This is a genomic window from Pseudonocardia hydrocarbonoxydans (assembly GCF_006539565.1).
In the GTDB taxonomy this organism is placed as follows: domain Bacteria; phylum Actinomycetota; class Actinomycetes; order Mycobacteriales; family Pseudonocardiaceae; genus Pseudonocardia; species Pseudonocardia hydrocarbonoxydans.
The window spans coordinates 246,900-272,316 of sequence record NZ_BJNG01000016.1; the positions used below are offsets into that span (position 1 = coordinate 246,900).

Sequence of the window (25,417 nt, forward strand, 5' to 3'; positions counted from 1 at the left end):
CGATGCGTGCCGGCCCAGGCTGTCCAGCGCCGATCCCCCGCACCTCCGCCTGCCGGGCCGAAAGCTGCACCGTCGGATGCGCACGACAGATCGACCCGGAGCACCGGTCGCTCCGCGTCGCCGCGACCTGGCCCGGCACGCCCAACGACACCGGCGAGATCCGGCCTGACGGGCGGATGCCGTGGCCGACCGCACCCCCGATGCTGATCTCCACAGAGATCGAGAACCGAAGTCGGACCCACCCGGAGGAGAGAATCATGTCGGTCACCAAGGGACTGTTCGTGACGCTGGAGGCGCAGCCGGGCAAGGAGTCCGACGTCGAGGAGTTCCTCCAGGCCGGGCGCTCGCTGGTCGGGGAGGAACCGGCCACGGTGGCCTGGTTCGCCGTCCAGCTCGGACCTTCGACCTACGCGATCGTCGACTTCTTCCCCGACGACGCGGGCCGCACCGCCCACCTGCAGGGCAAGGTCGGGCAGGCGCTCGGGGAGCGCGCCGACGAGCTCTTCGCGAAGGCGCCCGACATCCAGCAGCTCGACGTCGTGGCGTCGAAGCTGCCCTGACCGGTGTGCCTCGGGCGCTCCGGCCGAGGAGCGTCCCCGACGACCTGGGAGATCCCATGACCACCACGTCCGACCGCCCGAGGCACAGCCAGCCCTGGTTGCACCAGCACGGTGTGGAGGTGCAGGCCTACGGCACCGTGCGGCAGTTCCCCCTCGGCCTGTCCGCGGACGCCCGCGGCTACTCGTGCCAGCGGGTCAACCGGATACTCGCCGACTCGCAGATCCTCTACGCGCACTACAAGAAGCACCACTGGCTGATGCGCGGGCCCACCTTCTACTCCCTGCACCTGCTGCTCGACAAGCACGCGGGCGAACAGCTGGTCATCATCGACTCGCTGGCCGAACGGGTGCAGAGCCTGGGCGGTGTCGCGGTGGGCGACCCGAGGCACGTCGCCGAGATCACCCGCATCCCCCGCGCCCCGGACGGTGTGGAGGCGGTCCCGGCGATGCTGTCGCGGCTGCTGGAGGGGCACGAGCAGATCCTCATCGACGCGCACGACGCCGCCTCGCGGGTCGGTGCCCTGGGCGACGACGGCACGAACGACCTGTTGGTGTCCGAGGTCATCCGGACCGGCGAGCTGCAGGCCTGGTTCCTGGCCGAGCATCTGGTCGATACGCCACTGGTGCGCCTCGACGAGCGCGAGGGTCGGTGAGGGCGGTCCCGGGTCAGTGGCTCGATCAGGATCTGCCAGGCCCGGGACGCCACGTGCAGGTTCAGCCGGCTCTCGACGGCGCCCAGGTCGTGGCCGGACAGGTCACGGATGCGGCGCAGCCGGTAGCGCAGGGTGCTGCGGTGGATGGTCAGTGCGCGTGCGGTGGCGTCGTAGTTGCCACCGCACTCGTAGTACTGCCACAGCGTGACGACCAGCTCGGACCGGTTCGCCGCGTCGTAGTCGATGAGCGGCCCGAGCCACTCCCGGACGAACGCCCGCACCTCCCCGTCGCCCGCGCCGGCCGCGAGCAGCCGGTAGATCCCCAGCTCGTCGAAGGTGGTCGCGCCGCCGGGCCCCCCGGCCGCCACATTGACCTCGAGGGCGCGCACGGCCTCGGAGTACGACCGCGGGAGCTCCACCGGGTCCTCGCACGGCCGGCCCACGCCGATCGACCCGTCCGCCGACCGCACCAGCGACGCCAGGGTGTCGTGCAGCTCCGCCCAGGGCGGGTGGCCGGCGGCGTCGTCCGGGCGCGGCACCACCAGCACCGCCGCGCCGCGGCGGCGGGTGGTCAGCAGGGCCGGCCCCAGCACCCTGGCCGCCGCCCGGCCGAGGGCGACGACCACGGCCTCGTCACGGACCGAGGCGGCCCACCGCGCGACGACCACCTGGTGCGGTCGGTGCAGGTCGTGCCCGATGGCCGCCGCCCGCGCCCAGGCGCTCTCGTTGTCCACCCCGTTGAGCAGGTCGTCGACGAGGTCCCGGCGCAGCCGCAGCTCGGTCTCGGCCAGCGCGCGCTGATGGGCCAGTTCCATGGCCAGCGCGACCGCGGCGTACTCCAGCGCGAACACGTCCCGCTCCCCCGCCCGCAGACCGGGGTCGACGAGACTGAGCACGCCCAGCACCTCGTCGCGCGGCTGGGCGACCGCCACGATCCGGTCGCGGTGCCGCATGGCCCGGCCGGTGCGCTGGATCCTGGTCAGCATGTCGGCCCGGATCCGTGGCTGCGGTCGCGGGTAGGTGCGCGGGCGACCCGGGCCGGCCCAGGCGAGCAGGTTGCCGAAGCGGTCCTCGACCACGACGGCCAGCCCGGTGAGGTCGTGCACCGCGTCGGCGACCCCGCCCGTACCGCCACCGAGGGCCGCCACCCGGGCGAGGACCTCGTGGATCCGCTGGCGCTTCTGCAGGTCCGTCACCGCGTTCTGGAGCTGCTCGTTGATGGACTCCAGCCGGGTGTTGAGCTCACCCAGCTCCGCGGAGCCGGCCTGCGCCCGACGGTGCAGGTCGGCCCTCACCAGCGCCGCCCCCGCCAAATGGGCCAGCGTCGCCAGCAGGAACCGCTGGCCGACCGGGGGCTCCCGGTCGGCCGAGACGACCAGGTAACCGGAATGCCCGGCGACCGCCCGCATCGGGAAGGCCCAGGACCACGCGGCCCCGGTCACCTCGACCTCGCCCTCCGCCCCGCCCAGCTCGATCAAGGGGACGATCAGGCTGCCGTCGCCGTCCGAGGTGCGCATCCCGGCCTCGTCCACCAGGTACGTGCCCCGCGCCCGGTAGGGGCCCAGAGCGCCGACCGAGCTGACCGCCAGGCGGAGGATGTCCGCCTCCTGCGTGCGGTCGAACATGACCATCGCCAGCGCGAACATGCTGCACACGTTGGCCATCTGGGAGCGGAGCGCCGCCGCCTCCGGTCTGTCGCCCTCCGGCCGATCGTCCATGGGGGCTCCTCGACCCACCGGCTGTCGCGGTTCCGGCCATCCGGCCGTCCCCGCCGGGACACTACTCCGCTCCGGCCGGGCGGGAGCCCGTCCAGCGGCGCGGCCGGACCACGGATCCGACGACGTCGGCGCGGGCCCGCACGGGCCACGGAGGTCCACCATCGTCGATCTCCCGTCGCCCCGCTGCTCGTCCGCCTGCCCGATCACCGTGGCGGTGATCAGGTCCGGACGGCGCGGGCCGCCCGGTACTAACCCGCCCGCTCCCGTTCACCCCACCAGGCCGGTCCTCGTCGCGGCGCGGTCCGCAGGCCGGGGCACCCCGGTCGGCCTGCCGGGCCGAGGTCCCGCACCGAGATTGCCTCTCCGGGACCGAATCGGAGCCGACGCGGCTTTGCCAACGTCATCACCCCGCCGACCGGGTCTGCACCGACCCCACGCCGGCACCGGCACCCACGATCCCCTTGGAGTCCCCGTGGCGCTCATGCGATTCGACCCCTTCCGAGAGCTCGACCGGCTCGCCGAACGCACCATCCCCCCGCTCACCCGCACGATGCCGATGGAGGCCCTGCGCCGGGGCGACGAGTTCGCCGTGCACCTGGACCTGCCCGGGGTGAGCCGCGACGACGTGGACATCACCGTCGAGAACAACGTGATCACCATCCGGGCCCGGCGCATGCCGCAGCGCACGGAGGGCGACGAGGTGATCGCCGACGAGCGGACCTATGGCGAGTTCAGCCGGCAGCTGTTCCTCGGCGACAACCTCGACCCCAGCGGCCTCGCCGCGGACCTCGCCGACGGCGTGCTCACCCTGCGCATCCCGGTCAGCGAGGCCAGCAAGCCCCGGCGGGTCGCACTCGCCTCGTCCTCCCAGTAGACGCCTGGCGCGGCCGCGTGCGGACCATCGCGGCCGGGCCCCCCGGATCGGAGATCACACCATGACCGAACAGTCCATCCCCGTCGCCGACGGCCAACCGGCCGGCCGCAGCGCCGTGGACGACGCGAAGCGCCCGTCGCGGACCGACGTGGCCCGGTACCCCGCTCGCCGGCGGATCGCGACCTTCGACGACTACCGGGAGGCCGAGCGGGCCGTCGAGCGGCTCACCTCCCGCGGGTTCCCCGTGGAGCGGGCCGCGATCGTCGGCCGTGACATGCGGTGGGTCGAACAGATCACCGGGCGGCTGACCCTGCTCTCCGCCACCTGGCGCGGGGCGCTGGCCGGCGCGCTGCCCGGTGCCCTGATCGGCTGGATCTTCGGCCTGTTCTCCTGGGTCGACCCGCTGATCGGAGCGCTGCTGGTCGCGCTCTACGGCCTGATCTTCGGTGCCCTCCTCGGCGCGGTCATGGGCGCGGTCACCTACGCCCTGCAGCGCGGCAGGCGCGACTTCGCCTCCGTGGCGGTCCTGCAGGCCCAGCACTTCGACCTGCTCGTCGACGACGCCGCCCGACTGCTCGACCGGGGGGTGTGACCCGTGGCCCGAGCCGCCGGCATCGACCTCGGCACCACCAACTCCGTCATCGCCGCCTGGGAGAGCGGGCAGTCCGACGTCGTCCCCAACGCCGAGGGCACCCGCACCACGCCTTCGGTCGTCGCGTTCACCGAGGACGGCGAGCGGCTGGTCGGCCAGCTCGCCCGCCGCCAGGCGATCCTCAACCCCAAGGGCACGATCTCCTCGGTCAAGCGGTTCATCGGACGCAAGTTCGCCGAGGTCGAGCAGGAGGCCCGGCAGGTCCCCTACGACGTCGTGCCGGACGAGAACGGCAACGCGCGGATCGAGGTGCGGGGCAAGCTGTACGCGCCCGAGGAGATCAGCGCGATGATCCTGCGCAAGCTGGCCGACGACGCCGGCCGCAGCCTCGGGGAGAAGGTGACCGAGGTCGTCATCACCGTCCCGGCGTACTTCAACGACGCCCAGCGCACCGCGACCAGGGACGCGGGGCGGATCGCCGGGCTCGAGGTGCTGCGGATCATCAACGAGCCGACGGCGGCGGCGCTGGCCTACGGGATGGACAAGCAGGAGCACGAGACCGTGCTCGTCTACGACCTCGGCGGCGGCACGTTCGACGTCAGCCTGCTCGACGTCGGCGACGGGGTGGTCGAGGTGCGGTCCACCGCGGGCGACACCCACCTGGGCGGCGACGACTTCGACCGCCGGATCGTGGACCACCTCGCCGACCGGTTCCAGAAGGACAACGGCATCGACCTGCGGGCCGATGCGCAGGCCCTGCAACGGCTGTTCGAGGCCGCGGAGAAGGCCAAGGTCGAGCTCAGCTCGGTCACCCAGACGCAGGTCAGCCTGCCGTTCGTGACCGCGGACGCGACCGGGCCCAAGCACCTCACGACCTCGCTGATGCGCTCGACCTTCGAGGAGCTCATCGCCGACCTGCTCGAACGGACCATGGGCCCGCTGAAGCAGGCGATGAGCGACGCCAAGGTGAGCCCGGCCGACATCGACCAGGTCATCCTGGTCGGCGGCTCGACGCGGGTCCCGGCGGTGCAGAACCTGGTCCGGCGGCTGACCGGCGGGCGGGACCCGAACATGACGGTCAACCCCGACGAGGTGGTGGCCGTCGGCGCCGGGATCCAGGCGGGGGTGCTGAAGGGCGACGTCTCCGACGTGCTGCTGCTCGACGTGACCCCGCTGTCGCTGGGTGTGGAGACCCAGGGCGGGGTGATGACCCGGATCGTGGACCGCAACACGACCGTGCCGGTGCGCCGCAGCGAGACCTTCTCCACCGCGGCGGACGACCAGCCCGCGGTGGACGTGGTGGTGCTGCAGGGCGAGCGCGAACGCGCGGCGGACAACCGGGTGCTCGGGCGGTTCCAGCTCGGCGACATCCGGCCGGCGCCGCGGGGCGAGCCGCAGGTCGAGGTGACCTTCGACATCGACGCCAACGGCATCCTCAACGTCACCGCCCGCGACCAGGACACCGGCCGGGAGCAGCGGATCACGATCTCCGAGAGCTCCAACCTGGACACCTCCGACGTCGAGCAGATGGTCGCCGAGGCCGAGCAGAACCGGTCCGCCGACCAGAGGCTGCGCCAGGAGGTCGACGCCCGCAACGAGCTCGACTCGCTGACCTACCAGGCCCAGCGCCTGCTGGACGAGCTCGGCGACGCCGTCCCCGCGCACGAGCGGTCCCGGGCGGAGCTCCTGATCACCGACGCGCGGCAGGCCGTCGGCGAGCAGGCCCCGGTCGACCGGGTCCGGGAGCTGACCACCGAGCTGCAGAGCGTGCTCGGCGGGCTGCAGGCCCAGCGCGGCGGTGGCGGTCCGGGCGCGGGCACCGACCCCGGGGACACCGCGGACACCGGTGACGCCATGGACGAGGACGTGATCGACGCCGAGTTCGACCGGGCCTGACCACCACCCGGAGCCGACCCGAGAGGACACCGATGAGCGTCCCACCAGTGGACGACCACGACACCACGAGCGGCACCGGTGTCGACACCGAGGAGGCGACCGCCGCCGCCGTTCCGGAGATCGACGTCGAGGACCGGTGGCGGCGGGCGGTGGCCGATCTCGACAACGTCCGCAAGCGCCACGCCCGCGACGTGGCCCGGGAACGGGCCACCGAGCGGGCGCGGGTGGCCGCGGCGTTCCTGCCCGTGCTGGACACGATCGACATGGCGCTGGCCCACGCCGACGCCGATCCGTCCGCCATCGTGGCGGGGGTCCGGGCCGTGCGGGAACAGGCGCTGGCCGTGCTCGCCGGCCTGGGCTACCCGCGGCAGGACGACGTCGGCGTCCCGTTCGACCCGCTCCGCCACGAGGTCGTCGCGGTCGTCAGCCCGCAGGAGGCCGGGCAGCCCGCCGGGTCGGTCGCCGCCGTGCTGCGGCCGGGCTACGGCGAACCCGAGCGGCAGCTGCGACCCGCGGCCGTCACCGTGGCCGACGGGTCGGGGCGGTAGCCGTGGCGCGGGACTACTACGAGGTGCTCGGTGTCGGTCGCGACGCGGGCCCGGAGGAGATCCAGGCCGCGTACCGGCGGCAGGCCAGGGCCAACCACCCCGACGTGAACCGGGACCCGGCGGCCGAGGACCGGTTCAAGGAGGTCAACGACGCCTACCACGTGCTGTCGGACCCGTCGGCGCGCCGCCGCTACGACCGATTCGGCGACGACTTCCGGCGGGTGCCCGAGGACTGGGAGGACCGGGTGTCACGGACGGGGGGCCGCGGTGCCCCCCGCGGGTCCCGGGACGGCGGCTTCTCCGGCTTCGGGGACGTCGGCGTCACCGACTTCGGTGCCACCGACTTCGGCGACGGGGTCGGGGTCGACCTGGAGGACCTGCTGGGCGGGTTGTTCGGCCGGGGCCGGGCCGCCCGGGCGACCGGTGGCGCCGACCAGCAGGCCGAGCTCCCGCTGACCGTCGAGGAGGCCTACCGCGGCGGACGGCGGGAGGTGCAGCTCTCGGGCACCTCCGGCCCGCGCACCTACACCGTGACGATCCCCGCGGGCGTCGTCGACGGGCAGCGCATCCGGCTGGCCGGCGAGGGCGGCCGCGGCCTGGGTGGCGGCGCGGCGGGCGACCTCTACCTGGTCGTCCGGATCCTCCCGCACGAGCGCTACCGGCTCGTCGGCCGGGACGTCGTCGTGCGGCTGCCGGTGAGCCCGTGGGAGGCCGCGCTGGGCGCGACGGTGCCGGTGACCACCCCGGGCGGCGAGGTCGAGGTGACCGTGCCGTCGGGCTCCTCGACCGGGCGGCAGGTGCGCGTGCGCGGCGAGGGCATGCCCGGCCGGCGGGGTGCCCGCGGTGACCTCGTCGCCGAGGTCGCCGTGATGGTCCCGCCCCGGCTCACCGCGCGTGAGCGTGAGCTGTTCACCGAGCTGGCCGACGTGTCGGCCTTCGACCCGCGACGGGAACCCACCCGCGAGGGAAGCCACGGCCGACGGCGACGGAAGGCGGCGGCGTCATGACGGTCCATCCCCTCCTGGTCCGGCCGGGCCGGCCGCTGAGCCAGGCCGAGTTCGCCCGCCGCAGCGGGCTGCACCCCGAGCAGCTGCACCGCCTGTTCGCGCTCGGCCTGCTGCGGGCGGTCCCCGACGCCGACGGTGGGCTGGCGTTCCCCCTCGGCGAGCTCGCCGAGGTCCGCCGGATCGAGCGGCTGCGCGCCGAGCTGCCGGTCAACTACGCCGCAGTGGGCCTGATCGTCGAGCTGCTCGACCGGATCGGCCGTCTCGAATCGGCGCTGCGCATGCAGCGCGCCGCGCAGGAAGCGACCCGGAGGTGGATCTCCTGATGGACCCCGAACGCCTGACCCAGAAGTCCCAGCAGGCCATCGCCGCGGCGCAGGATGCCGCGACCCGCGCCGGCCACGTCGAGGTGGACTCGCTGCACCTGCTGCTCGCGCTGCTGCAGCAACCCGACGGGCTGGTGCCGCGCCTCGTCCAGGCCATGGACGTCGACACCGAACGGCTCGAGTCCGACGTCCGGGCCGAGCTGGCCCGCGTCCCGCGCTCGACCCGCGCCGGCGGCGCCCCGCAGGGCCAGGTCGTGGTCTCACCGCGGCTGGCCACGCTCCTGGACGAGGCCGAGAAGGAGGCCCGGCGGCTCTCCGACGAGTACGTCTCCGTCGAGCACCTGCTGGTGGCGATGGTCGCCGAGGCCGAGCGCAGCCCGGCAGGCCGGGTGCTGAAGCGCCACGGCATCACCCGGGACGCGTTCCTGGGCCGGCTGGCCGAGGTCCGCGGCAACCAGCGGGTCCGGTCGGCGACGCCCGAGGGCACCTACGAGGCGCTGACGAAGTACGGGCAGGACCTCGTCGCGGCCGCCCGCACCGGGCAGCCGGACCCGGTGATCGGCCGCGACGCCGAGATCCGCCGGGTGGTGCAGATCCTGTCCCGCAAGTCCAAGAACAACCCGGTGCTCATCGGCGACCCCGGCGTCGGGAAGACCGCGATCGTCGAGGGCCTGGCCCAGCGGATCGCCCACGGCGACGTCCCGGAGGGGCTGCGGGACCGCACCGTCTTCGCCCTCGACATGGGCCTGCTGGTGGCCGGGGCGAAGTACCGCGGCGAGTTCGAGGAGCGCCTGCAGGCGGTGCTCGCCGAGGTGAAGGCGGCCGAGGGACGGGTCCTGCTCTTCCTCGACGAGCTGCACACGGTGATCGGGGCGGGCGCCGCCGAGGGCAGCATGGACGCCGGCAACATGCTCAAGCCGATGCTGGCCCGCGGCGAGCTGCACATGATCGGCGCGACGACGCTCGACGAGTACCGCAAGCGGGTCGAGGCGGACGCCGCGCTGGCGCGCCGCTTCCAGCCCGTGCACGTCGACGAGCCGAGCGTCGAGGACGCCGTGTCGATCCTGCGCGGGCTGCGCGAGCGGTTCGAGGTGTTCCACGGCGTCCGGATCCAGGACGCCGCCCTGATCGCCGCGGCCACGCTCTCGCACCGCTACCTGACCGAGCGGTTCCTGCCCGACAAGGCCATCGACCTCGTCGACGAGGCCTGCGCCCGGCTCCGCACCGAGATCGACTCGATGCCCGCCGCGCTGGACGAGGTCACCCGCAAGGTGCTCCGGCTGGAGATCGAGGACGCGGGCCTGTCGCAGGAGGACGACCCGGCGAGCCGGGCCCGGCTCGACCAGCTGCGCGCCGAGTTGGCCGACCTGCGGGCGCAGGCCGACGCGATGCGGGCCCAGTGGGAGGCGGAACGGCAGGCCATCCGGCGGGTCCAGGAGCTGCGGGCCGAGCTGGAGCAGGTCCGTCACGAGGTCGAGGAGGCCGAGCGCGGCTACGAGCTCAACCGGGCCGCCGAGCTGCGCTACGGGCGGCTCGCCGAGCTGGAGCGGCGCCTGCAGGCCGAGGAGTCCCGGCTGTCGGCCAAGCAGGGCGAGTCCCGGCTGCTGCGCGAGGTCGTCACCCCCGAGGAGATCGCCGAGATCGTCTCGGCGTGGACGGGCATCCCGGTGGTCCGGCTCACCGAGGGCGAGCGGGAGAAGCTGCTGCGCCTCGACGAGGTGCTGCACGAGCGGGTCGTCGGCCAGGACGAGGCGGTCCAGGCGGTCGCGGACGCCCTGATCAGGGCCCGCTCGGGGGTGAAGGACCCGCGCAGGCCGACCGGCTCGTTCCTGTTCCTCGGCCCGACCGGGGTGGGCAAGACCGAGCTGGCCCGCACGCTCGCCGAAGCCCTGTTCGACACCGAGGAGAACATCGTCCGGCTGGACATGAGCGAGTACCAGGAGCGGCACACCGTCTCCCGGCTGGTCGGGGCCCCGCCCGGTTACGTCGGCTACGACGAGTGCGGCCAGCTCACCGAGGCGGTGCGCAGGCGGCCCTACGCGGTGGTGCTGTTCGACGAGATCGAGAAGGCGCACTCCGACGTGTTCAACACGCTGCTGCAGGTGCTCGACGACGGCCGGCTCACCGACGCCCAGGGCCGCACGGTCGACTTCCGCAACACCGTGATCATCATGACGTCGAACATCGGGTCGCAGTACCTCCTCGACGGCGTCACCCCGGACGGGCAGATCAAGCCGGACGCCCGCGACCTGGTGCTGGGCGAGCTGCGGACCCGCTTCCGCCCCGAGTTCCTCAACCGGATCGACGACACGGTGCTGTTCACCCCGCTCACCCGCGTCCAGACCGAGCGGATCGCGGAACTGCTCGTCGCGGACCTGGGGCGCCGCCTGGCCGCCCGCGGCCTGGACCTGGAGGTGAGCCCGGAGGCGCTGGCGCACATCGCCCGGGCCGGGTACGACCCGGTGTACGGGGCCCGGCCGCTGCGCCGCTACATCGCCCACGAGGTGGAGACCAGGGTCGCGCGGGCGCTGCTGCGTGACGCGGTGCCCGACGGCGCGACGATCCACCTGGACCTCGGCGAGGACGGCGAGCTGGTCGTCTCCCACGAGGTCCCGGCCGGGGCGCCGGCATGACCGCCGACGTGCTCGTTCCCGCGGAGGCGGCGTCGTGACCGCCGACGTGCTCGTTCCCGCGGAGGCGGCGTCGTGACCGCCGACGTGGCCGTGCGCCGGCCCGTCGTCACCTGCCCGCACTGCGGCACGCGCAACCGGGTGCCGTCGGTGGCCGAGGGGTTCCCCCGGTGCGGCAGCTGCCACAACCCGCTGCCCTGGATCGCCGAGGCCGGCGACGACGACTTCGCCGCCGTCGCCGAGCAACCGTCGATCCCGGTGCTGGTGGATCTCTGGGCGACCTGGTGCGGTCCGTGCCGCATGGTCAGCCCCGTCCTGGAGCAGCTGGCCGTCGAACGGGCCGGCGTGATCAAGCTCGTGAAGGTCGACATCGACCGGGCCCCGGAGCTCAGCCGGCGGTTCCAGGTCCAGGCGGTGCCCACGCTGCTGGTGCTGCGCGGCGGGGAGATCGCCGCCCGGCAGGCCGGGGCCGCCCCGGTGGCGATGCTGCGCCGCTGGCTGGACGACGCCCTCGCCGAACCCCGACCCCCGGAAGAGAAGGAGCAGTCATGAACGCGCGCGACCTCACCTGGCAGCTGCCGTTACGGCTGACGGCAGGCACGTACATCGTGGACTCCGGCCTGCACAAGTGGAATCCCGACGAGGAGACGGCGAAACAGCTGCACGGCTTCGCCGCCGGCACCTACCCGTTCCTGGGCGCCGTCCCGCCGGTCACCTTCAGCAAGGCGCTGGCCGCGGGCGAGACCCTCCTCGGGGCCGCGCTGCTCGTCCCGGCCGTCCCGGCCCGGCTGGCCGGCCTCGGGTTGCTCGGGTTCGGGGCCGGGCTGCTCGGCCTGTACGCGAAGACCCCCGGGATGCGCAGGCCCGGGACGCCCTTCCCCACCCAGGACGGCGTCTCGCTGGCCAAGGACTCCTGGCTGGTGGCCATCGGAGCGGCGCTGGTGCTGGGAGACCGCCGGTGACCGCCCCCCGCGCGGTCGTCACCGATCCGCACGTGGGGTGGATCCGGGACGTCGTCCCGCGCAGCCGCGGGTGCGAGGAGTGCCTGCGCATGGGCACCCCGTGGCTGCACCTGCGGCTGTGCCTGACCTGCGGTCACGTCGGGTGCTGCGACTCGTCCCCGATGCGGCACGGCCGCGCGCACGCCGGCGTGCGCGGCCATCCGATCGTCCGCTCGTTCGAACCGGGCGAGAACTGGCGATGGTGCTACGTGGACGAGGCGTTCGCATGACGCGCGGGGCCGACGTCGGCCTTCCCGACGTCGAGGACCTGCTGGCCACGGTGCCGCAGGGCGAGACCCCGGACCTGTCCGGTGCCTACCCGCGGCTGGACGACGACCGGATCCGGATGCTGAGCGGCCAGGGGTCGCGGCGGCCGACCGCGCGCGGCGACGTGCTCATCGTCGAGGGCCGCCCCGACGAGGCGTTCGTCGTCGTGCTGTCCGGCCGGGTCGCGATCGTCAAGGAGTTCGGCACCCCGGAGCAGCAGGTCGTGCGGGTGCACGGGCCGGGCCGGTTCCTCGGGGAGCTGGGCCTGCTCACCGGGCAGGTCGCGTTCTTCACCGCGATCGTGGCGGAACCCGGCGAGGTGCTCGAGGTGCCCCTGGACCGGCTGCGCGCCTGCCTGATGCGGGATGCGGCCCTCGGCGACCAGATCATGCGCGCCTTCCTGACCCGCCGCACGCTGGCCATCGGCGAAGGGCACGGCTTCCGCATCGTCGGGTCCCGGTTCTCGGCCGGCACCCGGGCGCTGCGCGAGTTCGCGGCGCGCAACCGGCTGCCGCACCGGTTCGTGGACCTGGAGGCCGACGCGGACGCCGAGTCGCTGCTGCAGGCCGTCGGCATCACCCCCGCCGAGACCCCGGTGGTGGTCTGGCGGGACACGGTGCTGCGCAACCCCGACCCGGCCGCGCTGGCCGCGCTGATCGGACAGCGCCCCGCCCGCACCCCGTCCCGGCTGCACGACATGGTGGTGATCGGCGCCGGGCCGGCAGGCCTGGCCGCCGCGGTCTACGGGGCGTCGGAGGGCCTGCTCACGCAGGTCCTCGACTCCGTGGCGACCGGCGGCCAGGCGGCCACCACCTCGCGGATCGAGAACTACCTCGGCTTCCCGGCCGGCATCTCGGGCACGGAGCTGGCCGAGCGGGCCGTGGTGCAGGCCCTCAAGTTCGGGGCGACCACCTGCGCGCCGGCCGAGGCGGTGGCGCTGGACACCTCGGGCCTGCAGCACGTCGTCCGCGTCCGCGGCGGCGACACGCTCGTCACCCGGTCCCTGGTCATCGCGACCGGGTGCCACTACCGGCGGCTGCCCGTGCCCCGGCTGGAGGAGTTCGAGCCCACGAGCATCCACTACGCGGCCACGCAGATCGAGGCGCAGCTGTGCGTCAACGACCCGGTCGTGGTCGTGGGCGGTGGCAACTCGGCCGGCCAGGCCGCCCTGTTCCTCGCCGACCACGCCCGGAAGGTCCGGATGGTGGTGCGCGAGCACGGCCTCGAGGAGTTCATGTCGCGTTACCTGGCCGACCGGATCCTGCGCGATCCGCGGATCGAGGTGCACCTGCACACCGAGGTGTGCGAGCTGGTCGGCGACGGCGGCCAGCTGGAGGCCGTCGTCGTGCGCGACCGCGACGACGGCTCCCGGTGCACGCTGCCCGCGCGGGAGCTGATGGTGTTCATCGGCGCGGACCCGTGCACCGGCTGGCTGGCCGGCACCGTCGCCCTCGACTCCGGCGCCTACGTGCGCACCGGGCGGGCCGCCGGGTCCGACGACGGCGACCGGACGGCGCGGCGGACGCCCGCACTGCTGGAGACCAGCATCCCGGGCGTCTTCGCCGCGGGGGACGTGCGCAGCGGGTCGACCAAGCGGGTGGCGTCCGCGGTCGGCGAAGGAGCGATGGCGGTCCGCCTGGTGCACGAGCACCTGGCTCACGTGAGGTAGCGAGGAGGTACGGACATGGCCGGACCGTCGGGCGTCCCGGTGTTCGAGCGGTTCTTCCGCTCGGTGGCGCAGCTGAAGGTGGACAAGAACGACGTGAAGCGGTTCCGCGAGTTCGTCGACGAGATGGTCGACGACATCGCCGTCGCCGGGCGGAACTCCGCCAGGGCGAACGGTCGGGACGTCATCGCCCCGATGGACCTGCCGATCACCAAGGGCATCCAGGAGCGGATGCGCGAGTTCGACAAGCTGGAGGAGGCGGACGACATCCGCGCCCTGCTGGGCCAGGTGGTGCGCAGGCCGCCGGCCGAGGTGACCTTCTCCGCGGAGACCGAGGCGATGCTGCCGGAGCTGTTCGGCGGGCTGGGCGTCGCCTTCGCCCGGGCCCTGCGCCTCGCCGATCCCGACGTCGTCCACCCCACGACCGATCTCTGGGACCGCGTCACCGACCTGTTCCGGCAGGTGTACTGATGACGACCCCGACCTTCGCCGACCTCCACGTGACCGACGTCGGCCGGGTGGACGCCCAGCTCCCGCCGGACGTGCACCTCGACCACGTCCCGACGGCGCCGTTCGCGTTCCACACCCACCGGGTCACCCGCGGCCCGCTCGCCGTCGAGCAGACCCACGCCACCGACGGGATCCGCCTACGGCTGCCCGACCGCCCGAGCTACCAGTTCGGGGTGCCGGTGCGCGGGCCCCTGCACGCCGACCACCGCGGCGAGGAGCTGGACCTGGGCCCGGGCGATGCGGCCGTCTTCTCCCCCTGGCCGGAGACCACGGTGGTGACCGGCGACCGCTTCGACCTGATGGTGGTCGACGTCGGATCGGCGGCGCTGGAGGACATGCTGGAGGCACTGCTCGGCCGGGCCGTGCCCCGCCCGCTGCGGCTGCCGACCTCGATGGCCGTCGGCACCGCGGTCGGCCGGATGTGGGCGGACATGGTGCGGCTGGTCGCCGACACCACCGCCGACACCGCCGCGGTGCTGACCAACCCGATGAGCGCCGAACCGCTGCAGGACACCCTGCTCGTCCGGCTGCTGCTCGCCACCGACCACGCGCACCGCGACGCGCTCGACGAGCGGGTGCCCACGTTCGGCCCCCGGGCCGTGCGGCGATGCGTCGACTACATCGAGGACCATCCGGAGCGCCCGCTCACCCTGGCCGGCCTCGCCGCGGATGCCGGGCTGAGCATCCGGGCCCTCGAAGGGTGCTGGCTGCGGCACCGGGAGGTGCGCCCCGGGCACGACGTCGGCCGGGTCCGGCTCGGGCGGGCGCACCGCGACCTGCAGTTCCACCGGCCCGGGGAGACCACGGTGACCGCGGTCGCCCGGTCGTGGGGATTCCGCCCGCAGCCGTTCGTGGCGGCCTACGGCATGCGGTTCGGCCACCCCCCCGGGCAGACGCTCCGCGGTCCCGTCTTCGCCTGAGCGCCCGCCCGCCTTCGGGTGAGCCCCGCCTTCGCCCCGGCGGGGCCGGGGTCACCCGAACGGCACGGGCAGCATCACCGTGACCCGGCCCGGGCCGTGCTCGACCACGATGCCGGTCCCGGGCTCGCGCCCGCCCGGCGTCGCGGTCGGGTCGACCAGCCGCAGCCGGTCCGGCTGCGGTGCGGTCGCCGCGGCCACTGCGCCGTGGGCGACGTGGCACACCAGCCGGCCCGGCTCCTCCCACAGGTCGAACGTGCACTCGCCCGCCGTCACGACGGTGGCGGCGGCCGTCGCCACGCTCCGGGCGAACCGGTCGGCCAGGTCGTCGACCACCCAGCGCGTGGCCAGCGCGCGGGCCAGCACGACGAGGACGTCGAGTGCGGTCCCGTCGATCCGGGCGTGGGCCCAGAACGGCTGGTGGCCGCCGGGAGCCCCGCCGGGATAGGCGACGTGGAGACCGTCATCGGGTTGCCGCGGCATGGCCGGTCAGCTCACGGGTCTCGGCATCCGACAGGTACTCGCTGCGCAGGTGGTACGGGTTGGTGAGGACGACACCGTTCATCCACACCTTCGGGTGCGCGCGGACGATGGGGACGATGACGTCGCCGTCGAACCTGTCCAGGTCGTACATGCACGCCGTCACCTGGGGGTGGCGCGACGCCCAGACGGTGAACCGGGTCTCGTAGCGCGCCAGGTCCATCACGAAGCCGTCGTCGTCGACGAGCGCCTTGGCCCAGCTCATGTCGGCGATGATCCGCGCGTGGGCCACGCCGTCGCGGTCGAAGGTCGCGATCGCCCAGTCGTCCCAGAACTGCAGCATCCGGTCGGACACGAAGTCGCCACGACCCAGGTGGCTCCCCTCGGGCGCGACGAAGTCGATCCGGCCCGCGGCCCCGGGCACCGCGCCGTCCGGGACCCGCCCGGTGCGCGCGGACACCGCGTCCGCGATCCGCTGGTGCTTGTCGGAGGCGATCATGCAGTAGCACCGGTCGCCCGTGCGGAGGCCCCCGGAGAGGAACTCCGCCATCAGATCGTCGCGCTGGCACTGGCCCCGGTACAGCACACAGAGATGGTCGTGCGTGCGTACCGGCAGCCCGCCGATGGTGGCGACCTGCTCGAACCTCGACGAATCGTCTGCAGATGTCACACAGCCACCGGCCTTCCGTTGCCCCATCGGTAGAGGAGTTCTAGCGGCTCCGCCCGCCTTCCGCACCGGCCCGGCAGGCCCAAACCACGCGGCGCCGGGGGCGTCCGGGCCGGGGCTCCCCGCACGGGCGACCCACGGATCGCCGTCGTCGGTCCCGGTCGCCCCGGGTGTCCTCGGAGACCGAGCGGCGCCGCCCGGGTTGACGCTGCGGAGTCCAAGCCCGGGACGGTCCGGCCCCGCGATGCTGCCCCGATGACGACACTCAGCTTGGTCGGCGCACGGCACGCACGGGGCGACGACGGCGTCGGGCACACCGCGGCCGTGCGTCTGGTGCGGCTCCGGGGTGAGATCGACGCGTTCAGCGCGCCGTTCCTGCGCGACGACCTGCGCCGGGAGGTCGAGGCGCGCCCGGCACTGGTCGCCGTCGACCTGTCGGACCTGGAGTTCATGGGGGTGGCGGGGCTCAACGTGCTGATCGAGGTGCGGCAGCTGGCCGACGAGCGCGGCACGGCGCTCATGCTCGTCGGGTCGCCCAGCCCGCCGGTGGAGCGCCTGCTCGGGCTGATCGGGTGGACGGTCGTGGACGAACCGGTCAGGAGCAGCCGGGGAGACCACCGCCGGACCCCGTAGCACCGGGCCCGGGCGCGGATCCCCGGGTGGGGACCTCGGGGCCCGACCGACCCACGGTGACCACACCCGGCGCCCGATCCTGCGCCGCCGGACCGGTGTGGCCGCGCGCCCGACCCGGCAGCTTTCCCGGGATGGACACCGTCGTGCGGGAGCAGACATGAGGATCTCGGTCATCGGAGCGGGGCCGGTCGGCGCGGGCGTGGCCGCCGCGGCGGTCAAGGCGGGTCACGAGGTCGTGCTGACGAGCCGGCGCGCCGAGCACGCGGAGGCGGTGGCCGTCGACGTGGGCGCCCGCCCGGCCGCGACCCCCGACGCCGCGGCCGACGGCGCGGACATGGTGGTGCTGGCCGTCCCGTCGACGGCCGTCGCGGACGTGTGCGACCGGATCCGCCGGCACGTCACCGGGAAGATCGTCGTCGACCCGACCAACCCGCTGGAGCCCGACCTGTCCGGTCTGCTCGACGCCACGCGGTCAGTGGCCGAGGTGATCGCCGCCCTGCTGCCCGGGGCGTCGGTCGTGAAGGCCTTCAACACCGTGCTGGGCTCGCGCCTGACCGACCCCGTCGTCGACGGCGTACGGCTGGACGGCCTCTACGCGGGCGACGACCCGGAGGCCACCGCGGCCGTCGCGGAGCTCGTCGCCGCGATGGGGTTCCGCCCGCTGGACGCGGGCCCGCTGCGGGCCGCCCGGTCGCTCGAGCACCTGGCGTTCCTCAACGTCAGCCTGAACGCCCGGCACGGGTGGTCGTGGTCGTCGGGGTGGAAACTGCTGGGCGACACCGGCGGCGGCTGATCCCGTCCGCGACCCGGGTCACCGGTCGGCCCCCAGCACGTCCGTGACGTCGATCGTGATGCCGCGCGTCGTGAGCGGGTGGCCGCCGGGCACCACGCGTCCCGTGCTCTCCAGACGGCGCGTCGTCCCGTCCGGGGCGAGCGTCCGGAAGCGGATGCCGTGGGCGTCGCCGTCGGCCAGTCGGGCCTGCCGGACCTGCTCCACGAGCGGGCGGTCCCCGGGGGCGACGCGGGACATGACCAGCGCGTCGGTGAGCGCCGTCCCGAGCGGGATGCCGAACAGGGTGTACATCTCCTCGGACCAGGTCGCCGTGCCCGCCCCGCCCTGCCGGACCCACGTGCCCACCAGCCGCCGGGGCCGTCCGTCGGCGCACTCGCCGACCTCGATCCGGGTGCCGATGCCGCACATGAGCTCGGCGTCGTGGTCGGCGACGACGTCCCACATCAGCCGGTGCCAACCACCGTCGCGGCCCAGCACCCTGACCTCGCGGCCCGCCAGCCGGCCCGACGCGGTCATCGTCTCGTCGAGGCCCTCCACGAGCGGGTCCCGGTCCTCCGGATGGACGAAGTCCCAGTACGAGGCGCTCGACAGCTCGGCCTCGGTCCAGCCGAGCAGCCGGAGGAAGCCCGGGTCGGCGGCCCGGAAGTAGGAGTCGAAACCCCAGACCGTCCATAGTGTCCCGTCGTCCTCCCGGGCCGGCCGCAGCGCGGTGAAAGGCGCCGGCAGGGGTTCGACCTCGACGGGGTGCAGTGTCGGATGTCCCGACCCCGGCTCGGACGGGGCGTATCCCGTCGGTCGTGTCATCGTCGTCGACCTCTCTCCCGGTCACGGTTCGGCAGTGCGGCGCGGCCCCGGGTACCAGGGTCCGCCCCTCCCGGTGGGTCCCGCAGGACGGGGTCGCCCATGTGCCCCACCAGGCCCTGTCCCCGGCCGGTGACCTGGCGATGGACGGCACGGTACCGGCCGGACAGGACCAGGAGGGGCACCTCGACGTCATTTCCGTGACGCCGGCGCGGTGTGCGATCGCCACGCCCCCCTCCCCCGACGGGAGCCGGCGGTCGGTCACCGACCGTGGACGTGCACGCCGGGTCCCCGGAGCCCTAACCTGGGGTCGCGTGGGTCGGACACCTCCACACAACCGGCGGGAGCAGCATGGCGACGACGGTGCGCGTCGATCTCCGACGGGAGTTCGCGGACGCAGGCTCCCGGGCCGACCCGGGTCCGGTCTACGCCCGGCTGCGCGACCTCGGACCGGTCCTGCGGTCGAAGGACATCCTCGGCGGCGGATTCCTCCTGCCGCGCTACGAGGAGGTCTCCCGGGTGATCAAGGACCCGAGATTCGCCAGCGACCGTCGGAACGTCGGGCTCCGTTCCCTGGACCAGTGGTGGACACCCGGGCTGTTGAGGTTGCTCATCTCCAGCATGGTGCTCAAGGACCCGCCCGAGCACCGCCGTCTGCGCAACCTCGTCCAGAAGGCCTTCACCCCGGCTCGGGTGGAGAAGCTGGCCGGGCGCGTCGAGGAGATCACCGACGAGCTGCTCGACGCCGCCGCTGCGAACCCGGTGATCGACCTCATGGGGGATCTGGCACTGCCGCTGCCGCTCACCGTCATCGCGGAGATGCTCGGCGTCCCCCCGGCCGACCGCGTCCGCTTCCGCACCCTCTTCGCGGCGATCCAGGACAACTCCGAGATGACGCCGGCCTCGATCGTGCGCAACTACCCGCGGATGCGTCGGCTCACCGGGTTCCTGCAGGAACTGGTGCGACTACGTCGCGAGCAGCCGGGGGACGACCTGGTGAGCGCGCTGGTCCACGCCGAGGAGGCCGGCGACCGGCTCGACGAGGACGAGCTCATCTCCATGGTCTTCCTCCTGCTCTTCGCCGGCCACGAGACCACGGTCAACCTCATCGGCAACGGCGTCCTGGAACTCGTCCGCCGACCCGACCAGCTGCAGATGCTGCGTGACGACCCGGACCTCATCGGCACCGCCATCGAGGAGATGCTGCGGTTCACCAACCCCGTGGGGTTCGTGGCGCCGCGGTTCGCCACCGAGGACGTCGAGATCGCCGGTGTCCCGATCCCCCGGGGCAGCATGGTCACCCTGCTGATCGCCTCGGCGAACCTGGACGAGGCCGCCTTCCCCGACGCGGACACGCTGGACATCACCCGCAGCCCGAACCGGCACGTCTCCTTCGGCCTGGGCACCCACTTCTGCCTCGGCGCCCCGCTGGCCCGGCTGGAGGCCCGCATCGCCATCCCCGCGCTGCTGCGCCGTTTCGGGCACCTCGAACTCGCCGTGCCGGCCGACCAACTGCCCTGGCGGCGTCACATCGCCCTGCGTGGGGTGGAGCACCTGCCCCTCGTCGTCACGCCGGCGGGCGCATCGGCCGGTCGGTCGACAACGTAGGGGCCCGACTGCACGGATCTCCCCGACCGGCGTGAGCGCTGATCGCGGTACCCGGATCTTGAAGAAGGATCAGCCGCGAGACGCTGACCTGGGGTTATTGCTCCTCCGGCTGGATTCGAACCAGCAACCACTCGATTAACAGTCGAGTGCTCTGCCGTTGAGCTACGGAGGACCGTCTCCGGGGCGCTGCCCCGACCGGCCCGGAAACCATATCGCACGGCGACCGGCGGACCGGGCGGGGGTGGGTCGGGCCGGACGGGGGTGTGCGGGGCGTCGGGATGCCCGCGTCGGACGGGGCGGCGCGCTGAGCGCCGGGGCTGGTTCGTCCGCCACGTCGCCCTCGACGACGCCACCCGCGCCCTGCGCGACCCACCCCTGGCCCACCCCGCGCGCACCCCGTCCCCCCGCGCGCACGCTCGACGGTGCGCGCGGGGCGGGACGGTGCGCGCCGGGCCACACCCTGCGCGCGGGGCCACACCGTGCGCGCCTCACCGACCCCGCCCACGCGCCGCGTACCCCGCCCGCCCCCACGCGCACCCCCGTACCCCGACGCGCACCCTCGACGGTGCGCGCGGGGCGAGACGGTGCGCGCCGCGCCACACCGTGCGCGCAGGTCACACAGTGCTCGCAGGTCACAGTGCGCGCTGGGCGGCAGGAGCCCCCGACGACCGCGGGCTCAGCGGGGCTCGACGTGCAGCACCACCGCCTGCCCCGGAGCCAGCAGCGGGGCGGCCACGCCGACCCGGCCCAGCACACCCCCGGTCAGCTCGACGCCGGTGTCGAGCCACGCCGGCTGCCGGACCGCGAACGACGGCCGCAGCTCCCCCGCCTCCGGGCGCAGGCGCAGGTGGTAGCGGCGGGCCGGGTCGAGGCCGGGCAGGCGCAGCCGCGGCGGCACCGCGTCCGCACCGGAGTGCAGCCTCAGGTAGGCGTACACCGCACCGCGGGGACCGACGACGCCGTGCAGCACCAGCCCCTCACCCGGGTCGTCGGCGCGGACGGTCCGCCCGGTGTGCAGCAGCCCGCGCAGCTCCTTGTGGAGCCCGGCCCAGGCGCGCAGCCGCGCGAGGTCCTCCGGCGGCACCGCCGTGAGGTCCCACTCGATCCCGGCGTGCCCGAACAGCGAGCTCACCAGGCGCAGCGGCAGACCGGAGGCCCGTCCGGTGGTGTGCGAGACCGGCGCCCCCACGTGCGTCCCGACCAGCTCGGGCGGCAGCAGCAACCCGGTCCAGCGCTGGATCGACTGGCGTTCCACGGGGTCGGTCGTGTCCGAGGCCCAGACCCGGTCGGTGCGGGCCAGGATGCCCAGGTCGGCGCGCGCGCCGCCGGAGGCGCAGGACTCGATCTCGCAGCGCGGGTGCCGGGCCCGCAGCTCGTCGAGCAGGCGGTAGAGCGCGTGGGTCTGGGCGTGCGTGCCCGGCACCCCGTCGTGCACGGGCTCGTGCAGGTCGCGGTTGTGGTCCCACTTGAGCGCGTCGAGGTCGTAGGTGCCGACCAGGGCGTCGAGCGCGTCGAGGACGTGGGCGAACGCCTCCGGGCGGGCCAGGTCGAGCACCTGCTGGTGGCGCCACGACCGCGGGATACGCCCGGGCGCGGCCAGCAGCCAGTCGGGGTGGGCACGCGCGAGGTCGGAGTCGGGCGAGACCATCTCCGGTTCCACCCACAGCCCGAACTGCATGCCCAGCCCGCGGACGTGGTCGACGAGCGGGTGCAGGCCGTCGGGCCACACCGAGGGATCGACGGTCCAGTCCCCCAGCGCCGTCGTGTCGTCGCGGCGGCCGCGGAACCAGCCGTCGTCGAGGACGAACCGCTCCACGCCGACGGCCGCGGCCCGGTCGGCGAGGTCGGTGAGCCGGGCCGGGTCGTGGTCGAAGTAGACGGCCTCCCAGGTGTTGCAGGTCAGCGGCCGCGGCGTCCGGGGATGCGAGGCCCGGGCGCGGACGTACGCATGGAGCCGCGCCGACAGGCCGTCGAGACCACTGTCCGACCAGGCCGCCACCAGTGGAGGCGCGTCGTAGGAGGCCCCGGGCGCCAGCACCAGCGGCCGCACCAGCTCTCCCCCGCCCAGCACCGTGACGCCCTCGGGCACCCGTTCGACGACGTGCTCGGCGTCGCCGCTCCACGCCACGTGCACCGCCCACACCTCGCCGTGCCCGAACCCGAAGCCCGGCGTGCCCGCCACGAGCAGCGGCGTGCCGTCGTGGCCGGGCCGCCCGCGCCACGACTCCCGCGACCGGATGCCGACGTGCAGCGGCGAGCGCTGCGGGGAGTTCTCGCGGCACCAGCGGCCGGTCAGGTCGAGCAGCTCGCGCGCGTGCCCCGGTAGCGGCAGCAGCGGGGTGAGCCCGTCGAGGACGTAGGGGGTGGCGCCGTCGTTGCGCAGCGCGACGCGGACGACGAGCACCCCGGACGGTTCCAGCGACAGCCGCAGGTCCAGGGCCAGCCCCTCGGCGGCGGCGGTCACCGCCAGCTCCGGCCCGTCGACGGCCACGCCCGACACCGACCAGCGGGGGAACGCGCCGCGGCCCGCGCGGTGGCCCCGCACGGCCGGCCGCCCGGGCCACCCGTCGGCCGCCCCCGGCAGCACCGTGAGCGGCCACGGCTCGTCGAGCGCGCTGTGCGCGACGGCCGGGACCAGCGCCGCGGCCGTCGCCGCCGGGTCGTCGCCGGGCACGTCGGCACCCCAGTGCAGGACCCGGGGCAGGGCGTCGGGCGAGACGTCGAGCAGGAGGCCGACGCCGCCGGCCCGGAGCCGCACGATGTTCGAACTTGTCGGCATATGGCGCCTTCCTCTGTTGGACTCTGTTGAAAAGTATTGACTTTACGGGAGCATTACGCCATCGTTCGGCGATCCGACCACCTCACCGTCGAGGAGCCGCTCCATGTCCCCCACCCCCTGGCGTCGTCGCCTGCTCGCGACACTCACCGTGGCCCCGCTCGTCGCACTCGCCGCCTGCAGCGGCGGCGGCGGCGGTGACGGAGGCGGTGCCGCGGCCGGCTGCGAGCCGTCCGACGGGCCCGTCGAGCTGACGTTCACCTCCTGGGTGCCGGGCGTCGAGGAGGCCGTGGCGCTGTGGAACGAACAGAACCCGAACGTCCAGGTCCGGGCCGAGAGCGTGCCCGCGGGCAACGCGGGTACCTACAGCAACCTGTTCAACGCGCTGCAGGCGAACACGGCACCGGACCTGAGCCAGGTCGAGTACGACTCGCTGTCGAGCTTCCGGCTGCAGAACGGGCTCGTCGACATCGCGGCGTGCGCCGGTGTCACGGACGCGCAGTCGCAGTTCGTCGACTGGACGTGGTCGCAGGTGCAGCTCGGTGACGAGGGCGTCTACGCGGTGCCACAGGACACCGGCCCGATGGCGCTGTTCTACCGCAAGGACCTCTTCGACGCCGCCGGCATTCCCGCCCCCACCACCTGGGAGGAGTACTACCAGGCCGCCGTCGCGCTGAAGGCCGCGAACCCCGAGGCCCGGATCACCCACTTCCCGCAGCAGGACGCCAACTGGTTCACCGGGCTGCTGTGGCAGAACCGGGCCGGCCTGTTCGACATCGAGGGCGACACGCTGTCGGTCACCGTCGACAGCCCGCAGAGCCGCCAGGTCGCCGAGTACTGGCAGCGGATGATCGACGAGCAGCTGGTCGCCACCAACCTGCAGGGCTTCTCCACCGAGCTGTACTCCGCCTGGAACACCGGCACCGTCGCCACCTGGGTGTCGGCGGCGTGGGGCTACTCGACGATCCGCGACAACGCCCCCGACACCGCCGGGCAGTGGGCCGTCGCGCCCATGCCGCAGTGGGAGGCGGGCGGCGCCAGCGCCGGCAACTGGGGCGGTTCGACCACCGCGGTCTTCTCGGGCACCGAGCACCCCTACGAGGCGGCGCAGTTCGCGCTGTGGCTCAACACCGACCCCGCGTCGCTGGAGATCCTCAACGCCGAGGGCGGCCTGTTCCCCGCCGCGACGGCCGGGCAGGACCTGCCGGCTCTGAGCTCGGGCGTGGACTTCTACGGCGGCCAGCCGATCTTCGACGTGTTCACCGAGGCGTCCGGCCAGGTCGACACCGACTTCACGTGGGGCCCGACCATGACCGACACCTACACCGCCCTGTCCGACGGCTTCACCGCCGCGCTCAACGGCCAGGGCACGCTGTCCGACGCACTGGGTGCGGCGCAGGCGTCCTCGCTGGACGCCCTGCGGGCCCAGGGCATCCAGGTGGAAGGCTGATCATGGCGACCCCGGTCGTCACCACCTCGTCGGGGCCGTCGCGCACGGCCCCGGCGGGGCGCCGCCCGGCCGCCCGTCTGGCCGGCCGCCGTGCGTGGGTCGTGTTCGTGGTGCCCTTCGCGATCCCCTTCGTGCTGTTCTACCTCGCGCCCATCGGCTACGCGATCGTCCAGTCGTTCCTGCGCACCGAGCGCTCGGGCGGCATCTTCGGGCAGGCGCGCACCGTGTTCACGGGGTTCGACCAGTACGCCGCCGTCTTCGCCGACCCGGTGTTCCTCCAGGGCATCGGCCGGATGCTGCTGTTCGGCGTCGTCCAGGTGCCGATCATGCTGGCGCTCGCGCTGGGCCTGGCCCTGCTGCTGGACGCGGGCGTGTCGCGGTTCAAGCGCTTCTTCCGGATCGCCTACTTCCTGCCCTACGGCATCCCGGGCGTCATCGCGGCGCTGATGTGGGGCTTCCTCTACAGCCCGCAGCTCTCACCGATCGTCGACCTGTTCGACGCGATCGGCCCGCGGCCGGACTTCCTGGGCGCGGGAACGATCCTGTGGTCGATCGCGAACATCGTCACCTGGACCTACACCGGCTACAACATGCTGATCATCTTCGCGGCGCTGCAGGCGGTGCCGCCGGAGGTGTCGGAGGCCGCGTACATGGACGGCGCGGGTGCCTGGCGGATCGCCTGGAGCATCAAGATCCCGCTGGTCCGGCCCGCCCTGATCCTCACCGCGGTGTTCTCCATCATCGGCACGCTGCAGCTGTTCACCGAGCCGATCGTGCTGCGCGCCATCTCCACGAACGTGACCAGCGGCTACACCCCCAACCTGCTCGCGTTCACGATCGCGTCGGGCAACAACTACCCGCTCGCCGCCGCCACCTCGGTGGTGCTGGCGCTCGGCACGTTCGTGCTGTCGTTCGGGTTCTTCCGGTTCGCCCAGCGGAAGGGGTGGTCATGACCACCGCGACGAGGGAACGGGCCGCGACGAAAGACCGGGCCGCGAAGGAGCGCAAGCCGGGCACCGAGGGCCCGGTGTCCGTCGGCGTCGCGCT

At 73.9% G+C, this 25,417-nt stretch carries 24 protein-coding genes, 1 tRNA gene and 1 pseudogene; 20 read left to right on the plus strand and 6 right to left on the minus strand.

Going from position 1 to position 25,417, the window contains the following annotated elements; translation table 11 throughout:
- The first annotated feature begins 257 nt into the window (after nucleotides 1-257).
- Nucleotides 258-560, plus strand: coding sequence for a putative quinol monooxygenase (locus PHY01_RS10935; RefSeq protein ID WP_141278460.1), 303 nt, complete (start codon nucleotides 258-260; stop codon nucleotides 558-560).
- Nucleotides 561-616: 56 nt separating this feature from the next.
- Nucleotides 617-1,213, plus strand: coding sequence for a Dps family protein (locus tag PHY01_RS27525; RefSeq protein WP_141278461.1), 597 nt, complete (start codon nucleotides 617-619; stop codon nucleotides 1,211-1,213).
- Between the two features lie 50 nt (nucleotides 1,214-1,263).
- Here PHY01_RS27525 and PHY01_RS28105 read toward each other — a convergent pair.
- A pseudogene (locus PHY01_RS28105) lies at nucleotides 1,264-3,093 on the minus strand (PucR family transcriptional regulator); the annotation flags it as partial.
- 310 nt (nucleotides 3,094-3,403) lie between these two features.
- Between PHY01_RS28105 and PHY01_RS10950 the strand changes: the two are divergent.
- The 13 genes from PHY01_RS10950 to PHY01_RS11010 all read left to right on the plus strand — a co-directional run bounded on the left by PHY01_RS10950 (nucleotide 3,404) and on the right by PHY01_RS11010 (nucleotide 15,165).
- A complete protein-coding gene (locus PHY01_RS10950; protein WP_141278462.1) occupies nucleotides 3,404-3,805 on the plus strand; it encodes an Hsp20/alpha crystallin family protein in 402 nt (133 codons plus the stop codon).
- Nucleotides 3,806-3,866: 61 nt separating this feature from the next.
- The gene (locus PHY01_RS10955; protein ID WP_218030101.1) at nucleotides 3,867-4,397 is read left to right on the plus strand and encodes a YflT domain-containing protein; all 531 of its coding nucleotides are present in this window, start codon (nucleotides 3,867-3,869) and stop codon (nucleotides 4,395-4,397) included.
- A gap of 3 nt (nucleotides 4,398-4,400) precedes the next feature.
- Nucleotides 4,401-6,293: a molecular chaperone DnaK gene (gene dnaK / locus PHY01_RS10960; RefSeq protein WP_141278463.1), complete on the plus strand. Its 1,893-nt coding sequence runs from the start codon at nucleotides 4,401-4,403 to the stop codon at nucleotides 6,291-6,293.
- A gap of 32 nt (nucleotides 6,294-6,325) precedes the next feature.
- Nucleotides 6,326-6,841, plus strand: coding sequence for a nucleotide exchange factor GrpE (locus PHY01_RS10965; RefSeq protein ID WP_141278464.1), 516 nt, complete (start codon nucleotides 6,326-6,328; stop codon nucleotides 6,839-6,841).
- A 2-nt stretch (nucleotides 6,842-6,843) separates the two neighbouring features.
- Nucleotides 6,844-7,848: a DnaJ C-terminal domain-containing protein gene (locus tag PHY01_RS10970; protein WP_141278465.1), complete on the plus strand. Its 1,005-nt coding sequence runs from the start codon at nucleotides 6,844-6,846 to the stop codon at nucleotides 7,846-7,848.
- A complete protein-coding gene (locus PHY01_RS10975) occupies nucleotides 7,845-8,171 on the plus strand; it encodes a chaperone modulator CbpM (RefSeq protein ID WP_141278466.1) in 327 nt (108 codons plus the stop codon). Before PHY01_RS10970 ends, PHY01_RS10975 begins: the two co-directional genes overlap by 4 nt.
- Nucleotides 8,171-10,804 carry an ATP-dependent chaperone ClpB gene (gene clpB / locus PHY01_RS10980; protein ID WP_141278467.1) on the plus strand — a complete coding sequence of 878 codons (2,634 nt, stop codon included), beginning with the start codon at nucleotides 8,171-8,173 and terminating at the stop codon, nucleotides 10,802-10,804. The genes PHY01_RS10975 and clpB overlap by 1 nt, the downstream gene beginning before the upstream one ends.
- 72 nt (nucleotides 10,805-10,876) lie before the next feature.
- Nucleotides 10,877-11,353, plus strand: coding sequence for a thioredoxin (trxA, locus tag PHY01_RS10985; protein ID WP_246085826.1), 477 nt, complete (start codon nucleotides 10,877-10,879; stop codon nucleotides 11,351-11,353).
- On the plus strand, nucleotides 11,350-11,763 hold the full coding sequence (locus PHY01_RS10990) for a hypothetical protein (RefSeq protein ID WP_141278468.1): 414 nt from the start codon (nucleotides 11,350-11,352) through the stop codon (nucleotides 11,761-11,763). Before trxA ends, PHY01_RS10990 begins: the two co-directional genes overlap by 4 nt.
- Nucleotides 11,760-12,032 carry a UBP-type zinc finger domain-containing protein gene (locus PHY01_RS10995; RefSeq protein WP_141278469.1) on the plus strand — a complete coding sequence of 91 codons (273 nt, stop codon included), beginning with the start codon at nucleotides 11,760-11,762 and terminating at the stop codon, nucleotides 12,030-12,032. Before PHY01_RS10990 ends, PHY01_RS10995 begins: the two co-directional genes overlap by 4 nt.
- On the plus strand, nucleotides 12,029-13,738 hold the full coding sequence (locus PHY01_RS11000; RefSeq protein ID WP_141278470.1) for an FAD-dependent oxidoreductase: 1,710 nt from the start codon (nucleotides 12,029-12,031) through the stop codon (nucleotides 13,736-13,738). Before PHY01_RS10995 ends, PHY01_RS11000 begins: the two co-directional genes overlap by 4 nt.
- A 15-nt stretch (nucleotides 13,739-13,753) precedes the next feature.
- Complete coding sequence (locus PHY01_RS11005) at nucleotides 13,754-14,206, plus strand: DUF1931 family protein (protein ID WP_141278471.1); 453 nt, start codon at nucleotides 13,754-13,756, stop codon at nucleotides 14,204-14,206.
- Nucleotides 14,206-15,165, plus strand: coding sequence for an AraC family transcriptional regulator (locus PHY01_RS11010; RefSeq protein ID WP_141278472.1), 960 nt, complete (start codon nucleotides 14,206-14,208; stop codon nucleotides 15,163-15,165). The genes PHY01_RS11005 and PHY01_RS11010 overlap by 1 nt, the downstream gene beginning before the upstream one ends.
- Before the next feature lie 51 nt (nucleotides 15,166-15,216).
- On the opposite strand, the gene PHY01_RS11015 is transcribed toward PHY01_RS11010, so the two are convergent.
- Both PHY01_RS11015 and PHY01_RS11020 read right to left on the minus strand, forming a co-directional pair.
- Nucleotides 15,217-15,645 (minus strand): hypothetical protein, encoded by a 429-nt coding sequence (locus PHY01_RS11015; protein WP_141278473.1) that lies wholly within the window; start codon nucleotides 15,643-15,645, stop codon nucleotides 15,217-15,219.
- Nucleotides 15,626-16,228, minus strand: coding sequence for an MEDS domain-containing protein (locus tag PHY01_RS11020; RefSeq protein ID WP_170183753.1), 603 nt, complete (start codon nucleotides 16,226-16,228; stop codon nucleotides 15,626-15,628). The genes PHY01_RS11015 and PHY01_RS11020 overlap by 20 nt, the downstream gene beginning before the upstream one ends.
- 336 nt (nucleotides 16,229-16,564) lie before the next feature.
- Between PHY01_RS11020 and PHY01_RS11025 the strand changes: the two genes are divergently transcribed.
- Nucleotides 16,565-16,942, plus strand: a complete 378-nt coding sequence (locus PHY01_RS11025) for an STAS domain-containing protein (RefSeq protein ID WP_141278475.1) — start codon at nucleotides 16,565-16,567, stop codon at nucleotides 16,940-16,942.
- A gap of 157 nt (nucleotides 16,943-17,099) precedes the next feature.
- Nucleotides 17,100-17,735 (plus strand): NADPH-dependent F420 reductase, encoded by a 636-nt coding sequence (locus tag PHY01_RS11030; protein WP_141278476.1) that lies wholly within the window; start codon nucleotides 17,100-17,102, stop codon nucleotides 17,733-17,735.
- An 18-nt stretch (nucleotides 17,736-17,753) separates the two neighbouring features.
- Here the strand turns inward: PHY01_RS11030 and PHY01_RS11035 are convergent, their stop codons facing one another.
- Nucleotides 17,754-18,539, minus strand: coding sequence for a PAS domain-containing protein (locus PHY01_RS11035; RefSeq protein ID WP_141278477.1), 786 nt, complete (start codon nucleotides 18,537-18,539; stop codon nucleotides 17,754-17,756).
- Nucleotides 18,540-18,887: 348 nt separating this feature from the next.
- Here PHY01_RS11035 and PHY01_RS11040 point away from each other — a divergent pair, with 348 nt between their 5' ends.
- Nucleotides 18,888-20,144, plus strand: a complete 1,257-nt coding sequence (locus PHY01_RS11040; protein ID WP_141278478.1) for a cytochrome P450 family protein — start codon at nucleotides 18,888-18,890, stop codon at nucleotides 20,142-20,144.
- A gap of 100 nt (nucleotides 20,145-20,244) precedes the next feature.
- On the opposite strand, the gene PHY01_RS11045 is transcribed toward PHY01_RS11040, so the two are convergent.
- Both PHY01_RS11045 and PHY01_RS11050 read right to left on the minus strand, forming a co-directional pair.
- Nucleotides 20,245-20,316 (minus strand) — tRNA-Asn (locus tag PHY01_RS11045).
- 504 nt (nucleotides 20,317-20,820) lie between these two features.
- Nucleotides 20,821-22,923: an alpha-galactosidase gene (locus tag PHY01_RS11050; RefSeq protein WP_141278479.1), complete on the minus strand. Its 2,103-nt coding sequence runs from the start codon at nucleotides 22,921-22,923 to the stop codon at nucleotides 20,821-20,823.
- A 103-nt stretch (nucleotides 22,924-23,026) separates the two neighbouring features.
- On the opposite strand from PHY01_RS11050, the gene PHY01_RS11055 reads away from it, so the two are divergent.
- Both PHY01_RS11055 and PHY01_RS11060 read left to right on the plus strand, forming a co-directional pair.
- Nucleotides 23,027-24,370, plus strand: coding sequence for an ABC transporter substrate-binding protein (locus PHY01_RS11055; RefSeq protein WP_141278480.1), 1,344 nt, complete (start codon nucleotides 23,027-23,029; stop codon nucleotides 24,368-24,370).
- Nucleotides 24,371-24,372: 2 nt separating this feature from the next.
- Complete coding sequence (locus PHY01_RS11060) at nucleotides 24,373-25,323, plus strand: carbohydrate ABC transporter permease (RefSeq protein WP_141278481.1); 951 nt, start codon at nucleotides 24,373-24,375, stop codon at nucleotides 25,321-25,323.
- Nucleotides 25,324-25,417 lie beyond the last annotated feature (94 nt).